The organism is Paenibacillus sp. FSL H3-0457 (genome assembly GCF_037981725.1).
In the GTDB taxonomy this organism is placed as follows: Bacteria; Bacillota; Bacilli; order Paenibacillales; family Paenibacillaceae; genus Paenibacillus; species Paenibacillus amylolyticus.
Genome location: NZ_CP150283.1, coordinates 6,992,426 through 7,007,881, shown reverse-complemented (window position 1 = coordinate 7,007,881; position 15,456 = coordinate 6,992,426). Strand labels below are relative to the sequence as shown.

Here is a 15,456-nt window from a genome sequence, read left to right as displayed (position 1 = left end):
AGACTGTCACTCCTTTTACATGTTCCAAGTGTGGCTTAAGCCATGATGCAGTGTCGAAATACGAGATATATTGTTGAATTTATCCCCAAACCCCCGCAGGTCGAAAACAAAAAAAGTATGAACAACGGAAAATTGTTCACAACTTTATCCACAGGCTGTTGATAATATTATGGGTCAGATCACATATTCACATCCAAAAGTAATACAATCATAGCAAAAGAAACCCCGCATTTCAACGTATCGCGTGATTTTATCCACAAATTCAATAACTTGTGTATAATTTTTAGTCACAACACAATATATTGTTTATAAACTGTTTAATTTTCGACAGAATGACCCAAAAACCAAAAATGTCTTATACACAGGTTATCCGTCAAATGATGCCAAATTGTGTGTAAAAGTATTCTTCGTTTGTGAATAACCTGTCTGTGGATAACCGTGAAGTGAAAATGGAGCATGATTGAGATCGGAAAAAGAGTGACCTCTCACCCTCGTGTTTTTCTTGCCAATGGGGCGATGGTGAAAGCGACGAATTCAGTATCTGGATGGGAGACGGAGAGGGGGAGTAAACTCATGCTTTTAATTGAACAAGATCAGTGGTGTATTTTCTGAGCAGATGGTAATTCTGTGATGGCAATGTATAAGAATAATGGACATAGATGACTTCATTTTGAGACATATGTAATGAGAATTATCAGGATCAAGAGGTAAGCTGATACTCGAATATGGAGGTTGAAGTGTATAAATGTATAATATGAAATCAAAGGATAGATTATGCGTGTATAGCAAAAGAGGGTGTCCTCTAAAACCGATTTTTGGTTTTAGAGGACACCCTCTTTTTTTGGTGCGGAGACGAAGTATGGATTGATGATTTAGAGACGGGGAAGGGACATCTTACGCTGGAATTCAGCGATATCTGCGTATTCCTCTTCCAGTTTGCGAGAAATCCGAATAAAGATGGGCAGCAGCTCTTGGTAGAGTACAGCATTCTCTTTGATAGGGGTATGCCGATGCGTTGTACCGACCATGGAAGAAACGGCATGAAGCGATTGGATCCGCCCTGTAGCGTACAAACCAAGCACGACGGCACCCAGACAGGAACTTTCGAAGCTCTCGGGTACAACCACTTCCTGATTGAAGATATCAGACATCATCTGGCGCCAGAGAGGAGAGCGTGCAAACCCACCGGTGGCTTGAATGGAGGTAGGTTGCCCAATCTGTTCTTCCATGGCGAGCAGTACCGTATATAGGTTGAAAATAACCCCTTCCAGTACAGCACGAATCATATGCTCTTTCTGGTGATGGAGTGTTAAGCCAAAAAAGGAGCCACGGGCATCCGGATTCCATAAAGGGGCACGTTCGCCCGAAAGGTACGGATGAAACAGAAGTCCTTCCGATCCCGGCCGGACACGTTCGGCAATTTTGGTCAGTACATCATAGGAATTGATGCCAAGTCGTTTCGCTGTCTCCACTTCAGACGCGGCGAATTCATCCCGCACCCAACGAAACAGCATGCCACCGTTATTCACAGGTCCACCAATGACCCAAAGATTCTCTGTGAGGGCATAACAGAAGGTTCGACCTTTGGGATCGGTAACCGGACGGTCCACGACAGTGCGAATGGCCCCGCTAGTTCCGATGGTTGCTGCGACAACACCAGGTTCAATGGCGTTCACGCCGAGATTGGATAAAACCCCATCACTTGCGCCAATAACAAAGGGCGTGGAGGGGGAGAGAGCCATTTTTTCAGCCGATTCGTGATTCATTCCTTCTAATATATGTGTTGTAGGTACAAGCTTCGAGAGATGGTCGGGTGTAATGCCTGCAACCTCAAGGGCCTCTGCGTCCCAGTCCAGTTGTTCCAGATTGAGCAAACCTGTGCAGGAAGCGATGGAATGGTCGACGACATATTGTCCGAATAGACGGAAGAACAGATATTCTTTAATCGAAATAAATTTGGCGGTACTCTCAAAAAGTTCAGGTTCATCGTGGCGCAGCCACATTAATTTGGTCAGCGGTGACATGGGATGGATCGGTGTACCTGTGCGCAGATAAATGCGATGGCCCAATCCATTCTCTTGCAGCTTGGCAGACCAAGCTGCACTTCGATTATCCGCCCAGGTGATGCAACGGGTTAAGGGTTTATTATCCTGTCCCATGGCAATGACACTATGCATAGCCGAGCTACAGGATACAAACAGGATCTGCTCGGCAGCAACACCACTCTGATCCATGACTCCTCGTACAGAGCGGAGGGCCGCCTGTACAATCTCTTCAGGGTCCTGCTCGGCAACATCGGGTGCCGGGGTATACAAAGGGTATTCCTGCGTTGAGGTACTGACGACAGAGCCTTGCTCGGTAAATAATACGGATTTGGTACTGGTGGTACCAATATCGATCCCAATCATATAGTTGTTCATGTATTTAATCCTTCTTTCTCCAGAAAGCGATGAGATTTTAATTTCTTTCTACTATAGATACTCCATTTATACCACTGTACTCAGGAGCAAAATAAAGATCAGTCCCACTACAGATAATAGTGTTTCCATAACGGTCCACGTTTTCAATGTCTGGGAAACGCTCATATTAAAGAATTCTTTGATCATCCAGAATCCCGCATCGTTTACATGAGACAAGATGAGTGACCCCGCACCTGTGGCGAGTACAACCAGCTCAATATTGGCCCCTGGTGTGAGTGCAAGCACTGGAGCGACAATACCGGCGGCTGTTGTCATGGCTACGGTTGCTGAACCGGTAGCTACACGAATGAGACCAGCGACAAGCCAGGCAAACAGGATCACGTTGATGTTGGCATGGGTAGCGACTTCAGCAATCGCGTTACCCACACCACTATTGATCAATACCTGTTTGAAGGCACCGCCTCCACCAATAATGAGAATGATGGTCGCCGTAGGCGCCAGACATTCACTGGTGAAACGGGAAATATCGTGTTTGGTGAATCCACGTGCAAAGCCGAGTGAAAAGAGGGCAAATACAACTGAAATGAGCAAAGCAATGATCTCATGACCGATAAATTCACTGAAAACGGTGAAACCGTTCGTGGCATTTGGGTCAATGATGCTTGCTATGGAACCAATCAGCATCAAAATAACCGGCAGCAATATGGTAAACAGGGTAATACCAAACCCAGGCATGTTGCTGTTTGTTTTGGTTGCGAATTGTTCAGCCAGTTCTGCTGGCGGTTCGGTGTGTATTCTTTTACCAATAAATTTACCAAACAAAGGACCTGCAATAATCGCTGTAGGAATACCAACAATAAGGGAGTACAAAATGGTTTTACCCAGATCCGCGCTGAAGGCTTCAATTGCTATCATTGGCGCTGGATGGGGTGGAACCAAACCGTGTACAGTCGACAGACCCGCCAAAATGGGAATACCAATCTGCAACAAAGACATGTTGGTTTTACGTGCAACGGTAAAAATGATGGGGATCATCAAAATCACGCCAACTTCGAAGAAAACGGGAATACCAACGATAAATCCAACGATCATCATGGCCCAGTGCACACGTTTCACACCAAACCGATCAACTAATGTAGTTGCAATGCGCTCGGCACCGCCAGATTCGGCCATCATCTTACCAAGCATCGTACCGAGAGCAATAACAATTGCGATGGTTCCAAGTGTGCCGCCAAGTCCCCCGGTAATGGAAGAGATCACATCGGCAGGTTTCATGCCTGTAAGCAAACCGAGCATTAATGCGGACAACAGTAGGGTGATAAAGGGATTCCATTTATACTTGGAGATCAAAACGATCAGAAAAACGATCGCAATTAACGTCCAAACCAATAATGTTGCGTTGTGGGATAGTCCAAAAAGAGTGCTCATGATGTTGTGTGCTCCTTTATTTCTGATATAGAACGCTTACAAGTGAAATTAGCGTCAACAATTAAAGTTGTACCAGTACCGCAGAAGGTGTTGGCGAAAAATGTAGTTTTATCATGCCCAAATTTGAAACAAATCGCATTTTGTATACTTGTCGACAAGTTAAGGCGCAATCATTCACGACGGATATGATTGCAAACGCCTTGCATCGATTAAGAATCAAAGCTTTCGTGCAGGGTTTTTCCAGAATCTTGGAAATACGTGCGGACTCCAGCCTGAATGAGCATCTTGTCACCTGATTCAAGTGCTTCAACAAGCAAAAGGTGTTTCTCAATTACAGCGCTTACTTTCTGCTCGCCTTGAACAAATACTCTGCGCGTTGTGAGCAGCATAACGGTCATCACAACATATCGAATACTCTTCCATAGATGTGAAATACGGGAATGCTGAGCAGCTTCAATGATAGTCTCGTGGAAAACGAGATCCTGATAGGCAAATTCGACAGCGTCCTGATGTCGTCCAGCAAGTTGCATTTTGTCGATCACGTTACGCAGCTGGGTGATTAATGATTCTGGGACATCACCAGCAAGTCGCTGCTGCACAAAACTTTCAATCAGGAAACGGACATCATACAATTCTTCGACATCCTTGATTCGTAGTCCAATGACAACGACACCCATACGTTCAAGTCGAATAAGTCCTTCATTGGACAATGTTCGTAACGCTTCACGAACAGGTGAACGACTGCTGTCAAAATCAGCCGCAATTCGGTTTTCCGACAAAATCTCTCCAGGTCGAAGGGTACCGCTGATGATCCGCAGCCTTAATTCGCAGGCAATGGCTTCACCACGGGAAGCCCCTTGAAGCCAGGAAGAAGGAAATAACATATGGCTAACGCTCCTATTAATAAGTAATCAGTTCATTACTGATCATAGCATAACTATTTTGCGGACTGGACATTCAGTTCCATCCATAGTCTGTAGCTACAAGCTAACGGCTAATGTTTTTTTCAAAGGACTACTTGTATACAAGATGTGATTTTTATCCTACACCTTTCTCAAAAGCTTGTAAACCTTAATTGAAGCGGATAAAACGGGATTAGAATATGACGATATTAATAGCCTATAATCATTATCCACATGTGAATAACTTTAAACAGGATGTAATGAAGGAGATAACGGGTATTGGAGGGTGTGGATAACTATAAATGCTGAAATATGGTGATTTGATCAGGGTCTGGGGATAACTTTCAGGACTCTCTTCGGGGCTTGGTCATGGTGTTGAAGTGAACGGACTGTGGTCATTACTATGGGTGGGATGGAGAGCGTATATAAAAGAGGGAGAAGCCTTGCGCCTTGCAGTTGACTTTTCCAGGTGGTCATGGTTAAATATATAAAGGTGTTTTCTGTGAAGATGAAAGTGATTCATCACATAAGTATTTCCTTGTGAGGAGGTGCAATACATTGAGACCTACATTCAAACCGAACGTTAGCAAACGTAAAAAAGTTCATGGTTTCCGGAAAAGAATGAGCACGAGCAACGGCCGTAAAATTTTGGCCGCACGTCGCCTTAAAGGCCGTAAAAACCTGAGTGCTTAATGCATTGAAGACCACCGAGGTGGTCTTTTTTTTCTTAATTAGCTCAAATCAGACTGGATGCTGCTACAGATCAGGTCTGAATGGTCTGCGAAAAAGTGCTGAACACACACGATGTATGTTGAGTGAGTTTTCCATTTTTCGAAAACTTACCTTATATAATGATGAATCGTTGATAGGTTTAAATGGCCAATCAACATTCATCCCGGCTGAATGCGGATCAGTTCAAGTAGCTGATTAACAATCATCCCAAATGAAGTTGTCGCCAAGGCGGTTTACCGTCATTCAAGAAAGCCTATACTAAATCAGTAATGAGGCCTCCGTCAATAACATTGGTGGAGAACAGCAAGGAGAAGCGCCGTGTATAAAAGACTGCGTCTACGAAACCGGGCGGACTTTAGCCGTGTATACCGGTATGGGAAATCGTTTGCCAATCATCAATTTGTGGTGTATGGTTGTCGCCGTAAAGATACGGAACAATTTCGGGTCGGCGTATCATGCAGCAAGAAAATCGGAAACGCTGTCGTACGCAACCGGATGAGACGCATGATCAAGGAAATTGTTCGGCATCATGAGCATGAGATCGTCACGCAGATGGATCTGATTTTTATCGTCAGAAAAGGTGCACTGGACATGCCCTATAAGGAAATGGAAAAAAGCCTGCTACACGCGATGCGTAAGGGCTCTCTTTTGAAGTCGAGCAAGCGGTAAGCTTCGGTTTATTTGTCCTCCTAATTATGGTATGATTTTACGATGGAATGGATTGGTTAAGAGAGGGGTTATGAAGTGTCGCGATTGAAGACATCAAAGGGGAAGTGGATTCTCCTCATTGCAGTCATTGCAATGGTCACTGTACTCGCCGGATGTACTCCACAAGGAGCCGGGGTTACTACGGAAGATCTGAAGAATAGTGATTCTTTTTGGCAAGCTAATGTTATTTACTGGTTCTCACTGGCGCTCGATACTTTCGCCAACTGGTTCAACGGTGAATATGGACTGGCCGTCCTCGTGATGGTGCTTATTGTACGGACATTGATTTTACCATTAACAATGAAACAAGTCCGTAGCTCCAAAGCTATGCAGGCGATTCAGCCGCAGCTGAAGGAGATTCAAGCCAAGTTTAAAGATACACCTGAGAAAGTTCAGCAAGAAACGATGAAGTTGTTCCAGGAGAACAAAGTTAATCCGATGGCCGGTTGTCTGCCACTTATCATTCAGATGCCGATTTACATCGCACTTTATAACTCAATTTACGGAAACTCCAGTCTGAGAACGCATGATTTCTTGTGGCTCCAGCTCGGATCACCCGATCACCTGTTTATTTTGCCAGTGCTGGCTGCCATAACAACATTCATTCAAACATGGATGATGATGCGTATGAATCCTGCACAGCAAGTGGGTCCGATGCAGTTTATGCTGTGGGTGTACCCAATTCTGATCTTCGTGATGTCTTATCAGTTCCCGTCAGCACTTCCGCTGTACTGGTTCTACAGTAACATCTACACGATCGTGCAAAACTATTTCCTTTACCGGAATAATGATAAAATCGTGGCTGAGGTCAACGTGAAGCAGAATAGCTCTTCCAAAAATGGAGCTAAACGCAAAAACGGTGGCAAAGCGACCGTATCTGGAAAAGGGTCGAAAGGGGCCAAAAAATCGAAATGACCAAAGTCATTACGTCAGGAAAAACCGTTGAAGATGCTGTAAACCAAGGATTGACCGAGCTTGGCGTAAGTCGGGACAAGGTCGAGATACAAGTGTTAGAGCAGCCGTCAAAAGGATTCCTGGGTTTGTTCGGGGTGAGGGCGGCCAAAGTTGAAGTGAAATTATTGCCTGTACCTGAAGTTGTTCCACAGCCGATCAAACCAGCTGCATACAAGTCTGAAGTAGATGCATTACTCGAGGATGTTGCAGCTAAAAATCCCTATGAAGAAGCGGCTGCTTTCTTGAAAGAGGTCGCAGCAGGTATGGGACTGGATGTTGAAGTGCATATCAAAAAACAACGGGATGGACATATCTTCAATATTGCCGGGGAAGATCTGGGCATGATTATTGGTAGACGTGGACAGACACTGGATGCGCTTCAGTATCTAACGAACATTGTAGCGAACCGATATTCGGAAAGCTTCGTTCGAATTGTGCTCGACGCGGAGAATTTCCGTCAACGTCGGCGGAAGACACTGGAGGATCTGGCTGAACGGTTGGCTGGACAAGCAATCCGTACCGGTAAGGAAGTTGTACTGGAACCAATGCCTCCGCTCGAACGAAAAGTCATCCATGCAAAACTGCAAAATCACCCGCAGATTAAGACGTTAAGTAAGGGCGAGGAGCCTAATCGGCGTGTGGTTATTACGACGAAATAACACGAAATTGAAGACGCAATGGCTTCCTGCCCGGTGCAGAAGCCATTGCTTTTTTCGTACAGAAGCAATTTGATAAGGTGCGTAGAACAAGTAAAGAGTGGACTTAATACGATAAGCAACATGTCATATGATATAACATTAATAGATTTGAAAATGGATATGGCGTCCTCAGAGGGACGGCAATTTAAAATAGAGCAAGGAGAGATAACTATGATCAGTGATACGATCACAGCGATATCAACGGCTGTCGGAGAGGCGGGTATCGCCGTGATCCGGGTCAGCGGCCCGGAAGCAGTGTCGGAGACGGAAAAGATTTTTCGCAGCAAAACCCCTTTAACTCAGGCAGCATCTCACACGGTTCATTATGGTCATATCATAGATCCCGTTAATGGGGAAAAGATTGAGGAAGTATTGGTTACGGTCATGCGAGCACCGCGCTCGTTCACAACAGAAGATGTGGTGGAGATCAGTGCGCATGGCGGTGTAGTGTCTGTTAAACGGGTCATGGACCTGTTGTTGCAGCTTGATATTCGTCTGGCTGAACCCGGTGAGTTCACGAAGCGTGCTTTCCTTAATGGGCGGATTGACCTGTCTCAGGCGGAAGGTGTCATGGATCTTATTCGTTCCAAGTCGGACCGAGCTTTCTCGGTTGCATTGAAACAGGTTGAAGGCAAGTTGTCCTCCAAATTGCGTGATCTACGATATACATTGGTGGAAACACTGGCTCACATTGAAGTGAATATCGATTATCCTGAGCATGATGTGGAGTCGTTAACGTCTGATTTTATTAAAGAAAAGTCCAGTCAGGTTATGACTGAAATTGATAAATTGCTGACTACAGCAGAGCAAGGAAAGATCCTGCGAGAAGGTATCACGACGGCTATCGTTGGAAGACCTAACGTAGGTAAATCCTCATTGATGAATACACTTGCGCAAGACAATCGGGCCATCGTCACGGACATTCCAGGAACAACTCGTGATGTGATCGAGGAGTTCATTACGATTAATAATATCCCGCTCAAGTTGCTGGATACAGCAGGAATACGGGAAACGATGGACGTTGTAGAGAAGATCGGGGTAGAACGTTCTCGTTCTGCGGTAAGTGAAGCCGATCTGATCTTGATGGTTGTGAATGCTGCGGAGCCACTTCATCCCGATGAGATTGAATTATTGGAACAAATCCGCGGTAGACAATCGATAATCATTATGAATAAAATGGACTTAACGCCACAGGTAGAACGTGACGTGCTGCTTCGTTACATTCCGGAAGAACGGCTTGTACCGATGTCGGTGAAAGATGATCTGGGTGTGGATCGACTGGAAGATGCCATCTCTACGCTATTCTTCAGTGGTAAACTGGAGTCCGCAGATCTGACCTATGTCAGTAATGTGCGTCATATTGCTTTGCTCAAAAAAGCGAAGCAGTCTCTGGTTGATGCCTATGAAGCAGCAGAGCAGTTCATTCCGATCGATATGATTCAGATTGATGTTCGTTTGGCGTGGGAGCATTTGGGCGAGATTGTTGGAGATACAGCACATGATGCATTAATTGATCAGATTTTCTCCCAGTTCTGTCTAGGAAAGTAAAAATAATATACTGCCGATTGAGTTAAATCGTAGTGTATGATGGAGAGGTACAATTTCTGCCTGTTGTCAAAGGATAGAATGATATTGTAGCCATTACGTGTTGGTTTCATATAGATAGGAATGCAAGTTCCGATGAACGGTTAGAAGTAGTTTCATTATTTTAGAACATGATCCGTCTGCGTGAGTTACACCAAATGCAGCGGAATAAGGAGGTAAACGGGAATGGCTTTTGATGGCGGCAGTTATGATGTAATCGTCGTTGGTGCAGGACATGCTGGTGTGGAATCCGCGCTGGCCGCAGCTCGTATGGGGTCCAAAACACTAATGATTACGATCAATCTGGACATGGTGGCTTTTATGCCTTGTAACCCATCTATTGGGGGACCGGCTAAAGGACATGTTGTCCGTGAGATTGATGCACTTGGTGGAGAAATGGGGCGGAATATCGATAAAACCTTTATTCAGATGCGGATGCTTAACACGGGTAAAGGGCCTGCTGTTCACGCGCTTCGTGCTCAGGCAGATAAATTCTCCTACCAGCATAAAATGAAGGAAACAATGGAGAATGAACGTAATCTGACGATGCGTCAGGGTATGGTTGATTCACTGATCGTTGAAGATGGTAAATGTGTAGGCGTTGTGACTCAGACCGGAACAGAGTATCGGGCTAAAGCGGTCGTTCTGACAACAGGCACATACTTGCGCGGTAAAGTAATTATGGGCGAGTTGATGTATGAGAGTGGACCGAACAATCAACAACCCTCTCTTAAATTGTCAGAGAATCTTCGTGAACTGGGCTTTGATCTGGTTCGTTTCAAAACGGGTACACCACCACGTGTGCATAAGGATACGATTGATTTTAGCAAAACCGAAATTCAGCCTGGTGATGACAAGCCGAAGTTCTTTTCCTATGAAACAGAATCTTCTGATAATGAGCAGTTGCCTTGCTGGTTGACGTATACATCTGTGGATACACATCAGATTATTAATGATAATCTGCATCGTGCTCCGATGTTCTCGGGTCTTATTGAAGGAACCGGACCACGTTATTGCCCTTCCATTGAAGATAAAATTGTTCGTTTCAGCGACAAGCCGAAACATCAGATATTCCTTGAGCCGGAAGGCAAGAACACTTCCGAGTATTACGTACAGGGGTTGTCTACGAGTATGCCAGAAGACGTTCAACTGGCTATGCTGCGTTCAATTCCAGGTATGGAAAAAGTGGAAATGATGCGTAATGGTTATGCGATTGAATACGATGCGATGGTGCCTACACAATTGTGGCCATCACTGGAAACTAAACGTCTACCAGGTCTGTTTACGGCGGGTCAGATTAATGGTACCTCCGGTTATGAAGAAGCAGCAGGACAAGGTGTTATGGCTGGAATCAACGCTGCACTCAAAGTACAGGGGAAAGAGCCGGTAATATTGGATCGTTCCCAAGGTTATATTGGCGTGCTGATTGATGATCTGGTGACAAAGGGTACAAATGAACCGTATCGTCTGTTGACTTCACGCGCTGAGTATCGTCTGTTGCTTCGCCATGATAATGCAGATATGCGTTTGACGGAAATCGGACATGACATTGGCCTGATCCCTGAAGAACGTTATGCGAAATTCCTGGATAAAAAGGCGAAAGTCGAGCAGGAAGTTGCACGTCTGAAAGTGGCTAAAGCTCGCCCGGTTGAAGTGAATGCCAAGCTGGAAGAGTACGGATCTACACCTATTCAGGATGGCAGTACGTTGCTTACCTTGCTGCGTCGCCCGGAGCTGGGGTATGAACTGATTGAACAGCTCTCACCATCTGAGGTAGAACTGACAGCAGATATGAAAGAACAAGTGGAAATACAAATTAAATATGCGGGTTATATTGAGAAACAATTGATCCACGTGGAACGTTTGCAAAAGATGGAGAAAAAGAAAATTCCGGACACCATCGTATATGATGAGATTCATGGTCTTGCTATGGAAGCCAAACAGAAGCTCGCTACGATTCGTCCAATCTCGATTGGTCAGGCTTCTCGTATTGCTGGAGTTACTCCTGCCGACATCTCCATTCTGCTGGTCTACCTGGAGCATTATAACCGTGTAACCGCAGCAAGGGGACAATAATGGACGATATTCAACAGCAACTGCAGCGGCGCTTAAAGAAACATGGATTAGAGCTGGGCGAACTCCAGTTGGAGCAATTCGAACTGTATTATCAGGAACTGGTATCCTGGAATGAAAAGATGAATCTGACGGGCATAACGGATCGGGAGCAAGTGTATACAAAACATTTCTATGATTCGGTATCGCTGGCTTTTTATACTGACATGACCAAAGTGAATAAGCTTGCTGACATTGGATCAGGAGCGGGTTTTCCGGGATTGCCACTGAAGATCTGTTTTCCTCATATTAAGCTTACGATCATTGATTCATTAAATAAACGTATTGGCTTTCTACAGCATGTGGTAGATATCCTTGGTCTGACTGATGTGGAATTGGTCCATGGACGTGCTGAAGAGATTGGACGCAAAGAAGGGTATCGTGACAGCTACGATCTCGTTACGGCGCGTGCAGTAGCCAAGCTGGCTGTGCTGAATGAATTCTGCCTTCCGTTTGTTCGTAAAAGTGGAATATTCGCTGCCATGAAGGGCGGAGACCCGCGTGAAGAAATGAAGGAAGCGGAGTTCAGCTTCAATCAGCTGAAAGGACGGGTTAAGGCCGTTCATCCTTTCCAGCTGCCGGTTGAAGAATCAGAGCGTCACATCATTCTGATTCAGAAATTTGATAAGACACCATATAAGTATCCGCGTAAACCAGGTACTCCAATGAAGACTCCGCTGATATAGTTGCGTGATGGTTTTGAAGTAAGTCAAAACAAAATAGAATTTTAGACATGGATGAAGAGGATGTTTCACGTGAAACATTCTCTTTTTTTTGTTTTCTAAAATGGAGGACTGGATCAACATTACAAATACTTCGTATTACATATCTTTTAAAGAACCTGTATTGATGAATTTTACGCACAGTAACTCATGAACAATTTCATTAATTGAATGTGTGCAAGTCGTCATATTTCCAATATTCACAAAGAAAAAGCAGGATAATTAGCAGAGTTTAAAGAATAGGTAAGCATAGGATTATGATAGAAAAGATGATAGAATAGAAGTATCCGATCCTGGGTCACAGCGATCATAGATTATATGTATAGATAGATGGATATGCGTTCGATGTTGCATGACAGAAAGCGTTATGAAAGGCAAAACTTATTCCAAGAACGATGCATGTGAAAGGTCGCTTATTGAATAAGAAGCACCTGCAAAGACTGTGGGAGCTATTACGAAACTAGGTGGTAATCTGCGGAATGAAAGAACAATTTTCGAAGTTGTTTGGTTTGGCGGAGCGCAATAACGGAGATGAGATCAAACAGATTCCGGTTAATGAAATTGTGAGCAGCCCATATCAACCCCGTACTATTTTTGATGATGATAAAATTGATGAGTTGTTGCAGACGATCAAAACACATGGTGTAATTCAGCCTATTGTCGTTCGCGTGCGAAATGGATCATATGAGATTATTGCCGGGGAACGTCGCTGGCGTGCAGTTCGAAAATTGGGTTTGGATACGATTCCGGCTATTGTGCGTGAATTCAACGACTCTCAGGCCGCATCCATTGCACTGATTGAGAACTTGCAGCGTGAAGGATTGACTTCCATTGAGGAAGCTGTCGCTTATCAGAAGCTCATCGACTTGCATCAATTGACACAGGAAAGTCTGGCACAACGACTCGGCAAAAGCCAGTCAACCATCGCGAACAAAATTCGGTTGTTACAGCTTCCGGACGGCATTAAAGCTGCATTGATGGAACGCAAAATTTCTGAACGGCATGCAAGAGCATTACTTTCTCTGGATACGGAAGAACTGCAGATGAAGTTGCTCGGTGAGATTATCGAAAAAGAATTGAATGTGAAACAGACAGAGGCACGTGTTGCCTTCTACAAGGAATCTTCCAAGATTAAAAAATCTAGACGTGTTTCCTTTACCAAGGATGTAAGGCTTGCACTTAATACAATTCGCCAATCCATTGATATGGTAACTGGCTCTGGTCTGGACATCAAAACCAAAGAAGCAGACCATGAGGATCATTATGAGATCGTTATCCATATTCCAAAACGCAAATAATTGAAGCTTATGGCGGCAATGGGCCGCTTTTTATGTCTATAAAGCAAGTTAGGTCTGACATTTTTAAAGAACGGTCGTTATATTGATGGAACGGTAGTTGTTGTTTGTGTGGACGATAGCCGCCTGCTTTTTGTTAACAATATCTCACAACCTACAGAAAAGACTCCTATTTTATTTGAGGTGAAGTAATTGTCTAAGATTATGGCCGTAGCAAATCAAAAGGGCGGTGTGGGGAAAACGACGACATCTGTTAACTTGGGTGCAGGACTGGCTTCACTCGGGAAAAGAGTATTGCTTGTCGATATTGACCCTCAGGGGAATACAACCAGCGGAGTCGGAATCAATAAAGCAGATGTGGCTAATTGTATATATGATGTCATTATTAATGAGGTTCCTCCTCAAGAAGCGATTTTGGAGACTCAGATTGAAGGCCTTCATATCATACCTGCAACGATTCAGCTTGCCGGAGCCGAGATTGAATTGGTGTCCACGATATCACGGGAAGTTCGCCTGAAAAAATCACTCGCCATGGTGAAAAAAAACTATGATTACATACTGATCGATTGTCCACCATCTCTTGGTATGTTAACGATCAATTCGTTAACTGCTTCCGATTCGGTGATCATTCCGATTCAGTGTGAATATTATGCACTTGAAGGATTAAGTCAGTTGCTCAATACGGTTCGTCTGGTACAGAAACATCTGAATACATCCCTGCAGATTGAAGGGGTATTGCTAACGATGTTTGATGCGCGGACCAATCTGGGGATTCAGGTTATTGAAGAAGTGAAAAAGTATTTTCAACAAAAAGTATATCAAACGATTATTCCGCGTAACGTACGGCTTAGTGAAGCACCATCTCATGGTCAATCCATTATTACGTATGACCCTCGTTCAAGAGGGGCGGAAGTGTATTTAGAGCTCGCAAAGGAAGTGATTTCTTATGAGTAAGCGGCTTGGAAAAGGTCTTGATGCCCTCATTCCTTCGCTTTCAATTAATGACGATGATAAAGTCGTAGAAATCCCGATTAGTCAACTGCGGGCTAACCCCTATCAACCACGTAAAGTATTTGATGAGGGCGCAATACATGAACTGGCTGAGTCCATTCGTCAGCATGGTGTCATACAACCCATTATTGTTCGTCCGGTATTACGAGGTTATGAGATTATCGCCGGAGAACGACGGTTCAGAGCTTCGCAATATTGTGGTAATGCCACGGTACCGGCTGTAGTCCGCAACTTCAGTGATCAGCAGGTAATGGAGATTGCGTTGATTGAGAATCTGCAACGGGAGAATCTGAACGCCATGGAAGTTGCAGTTGCTTATCAGGGGTTAATGGATCAATTCGCGTTGACTCAGGAAGAGTTGTCTGTAAAAGTAGGTAAATCACGTTCTCACATTGCTAACTTCTTGCGTCTGTTATCATTGCCCGAAGAAGTAAAAGACCATGTTTCACGTGGAACATTATCTATGGGACATGCACGTGCGATCGTGGGTGTTAAAGACGAGGTTATAGTGAAGCAACTTGCCAAACAGACCATTGATCAGCAATGGAGTGTACGTGAGTTGGAGGAAGCTGTTCAACAACTGGATCGCTCCAAAACAGGTGAGGCTAAAGCCAAATCGAAGTTAAAAAAGAAAGATCCATTCATTGATACATTGGAAGAATCTCTTCGTGAACGTTTCAAAACCACAGTGAAAATCAAGCATAATAAAGATAAAGGTAAAATTGAGCTCAACTACTACAGTCAACAGGATCTGGAACGGCTATTGGAATTGTTACAATAACAGTCGGGTCTATGATTCATTAACAACATGCGGGGCTTACTCATGTCATGACATATCGCCTCTGTACCATGGAGAAACGATATGTCATTCTTTGTTTATAGGGTTATAT

General features: G+C 44.3%; 13 protein-coding genes. 10 read left to right on the top strand and 3 right to left on the bottom strand.

Annotation, left to right across the window (positions count from 1 at the left end; genetic code table 11):
* Positions 1-872: 872 nt before the first annotated feature.
* The 3 genes from gntK to MHH25_RS30740 form a co-directional block, all read right to left on the bottom strand.
* On the bottom strand, positions 873-2,420 hold the full coding sequence (gene gntK / locus MHH25_RS30750) for a gluconokinase (RefSeq protein ID WP_338707442.1): 1,548 nt from the start codon (positions 2,418-2,420) through the stop codon (positions 873-875).
* A 66-nt stretch (positions 2,421-2,486) separates the two neighbouring features.
* Positions 2,487-3,848, bottom strand: coding sequence for a gluconate:H+ symporter (locus MHH25_RS30745; protein ID WP_340018835.1), 1,362 nt, complete (start codon positions 3,846-3,848; stop codon positions 2,487-2,489).
* Positions 3,849-4,057: 209 nt separating this feature from the next.
* Positions 4,058-4,732 (bottom strand): GntR family transcriptional regulator, encoded by a 675-nt coding sequence (locus MHH25_RS30740; RefSeq protein ID WP_036611983.1) that lies wholly within the window; start codon positions 4,730-4,732, stop codon positions 4,058-4,060.
* A gap of 576 nt (positions 4,733-5,308) precedes the next feature.
* Here MHH25_RS30740 and rpmH point away from each other — a divergent pair.
* From rpmH to MHH25_RS30690, 10 genes are all read left to right on the top strand, one after another.
* On the top strand, positions 5,309-5,443 hold the full coding sequence (gene rpmH, locus MHH25_RS30735) for a 50S ribosomal protein L34 (RefSeq protein WP_017691413.1): 135 nt from the start codon (positions 5,309-5,311) through the stop codon (positions 5,441-5,443).
* Between the two features lie 357 nt (positions 5,444-5,800).
* Complete coding sequence (gene rnpA / locus MHH25_RS30730; RefSeq protein ID WP_036611981.1) at positions 5,801-6,151, top strand: ribonuclease P protein component; 351 nt, start codon at positions 5,801-5,803, stop codon at positions 6,149-6,151.
* A gap of 75 nt (positions 6,152-6,226) precedes the next feature.
* Positions 6,227-7,105: a YidC/Oxa1 family membrane protein insertase gene (locus MHH25_RS30725; protein ID WP_017691416.1), complete on the top strand. Its 879-nt coding sequence runs from the start codon at positions 6,227-6,229 to the stop codon at positions 7,103-7,105.
* Positions 7,102-7,803 (top strand): RNA-binding cell elongation regulator Jag/EloR, encoded by a 702-nt coding sequence (jag, locus tag MHH25_RS30720; protein WP_036611977.1) that lies wholly within the window; start codon positions 7,102-7,104, stop codon positions 7,801-7,803. The genes MHH25_RS30725 and jag overlap by 4 nt, the downstream gene beginning before the upstream one ends.
* A 210-nt stretch (positions 7,804-8,013) precedes the next feature.
* Positions 8,014-9,390: a tRNA uridine-5-carboxymethylaminomethyl(34) synthesis GTPase MnmE gene (mnmE, locus tag MHH25_RS30715; protein ID WP_036671881.1), complete on the top strand. Its 1,377-nt coding sequence runs from the start codon at positions 8,014-8,016 to the stop codon at positions 9,388-9,390.
* Positions 9,391-9,612: 222 nt separating this feature from the next.
* A complete protein-coding gene (mnmG, locus tag MHH25_RS30710; protein ID WP_036611972.1) occupies positions 9,613-11,502 on the top strand; it encodes a tRNA uridine-5-carboxymethylaminomethyl(34) synthesis enzyme MnmG in 1,890 nt (629 codons plus the stop codon).
* Positions 11,502-12,224 carry a 16S rRNA (guanine(527)-N(7))-methyltransferase RsmG gene (gene rsmG / locus MHH25_RS30705; RefSeq protein ID WP_036611970.1) on the top strand — a complete coding sequence of 241 codons (723 nt, stop codon included), beginning with the start codon at positions 11,502-11,504 and terminating at the stop codon, positions 12,222-12,224. Before mnmG ends, rsmG begins: the two co-directional genes overlap by 1 nt.
* Positions 12,225-12,739: 515 nt before the next feature.
* Positions 12,740-13,558: a nucleoid occlusion protein gene (gene noc, locus MHH25_RS30700; RefSeq protein WP_036611968.1), complete on the top strand. Its 819-nt coding sequence runs from the start codon at positions 12,740-12,742 to the stop codon at positions 13,556-13,558.
* A gap of 189 nt (positions 13,559-13,747) precedes the next feature.
* On the top strand, positions 13,748-14,509 hold the full coding sequence (locus tag MHH25_RS30695) for an AAA family ATPase (protein ID WP_036611966.1): 762 nt from the start codon (positions 13,748-13,750) through the stop codon (positions 14,507-14,509).
* Positions 14,502-15,347: a ParB/RepB/Spo0J family partition protein gene (locus MHH25_RS30690; RefSeq protein WP_036611964.1), complete on the top strand. Its 846-nt coding sequence runs from the start codon at positions 14,502-14,504 to the stop codon at positions 15,345-15,347. The genes MHH25_RS30695 and MHH25_RS30690 overlap by 8 nt, the downstream gene beginning before the upstream one ends.
* The last annotated feature ends 109 nt before the right edge of the window (positions 15,348-15,456 follow it).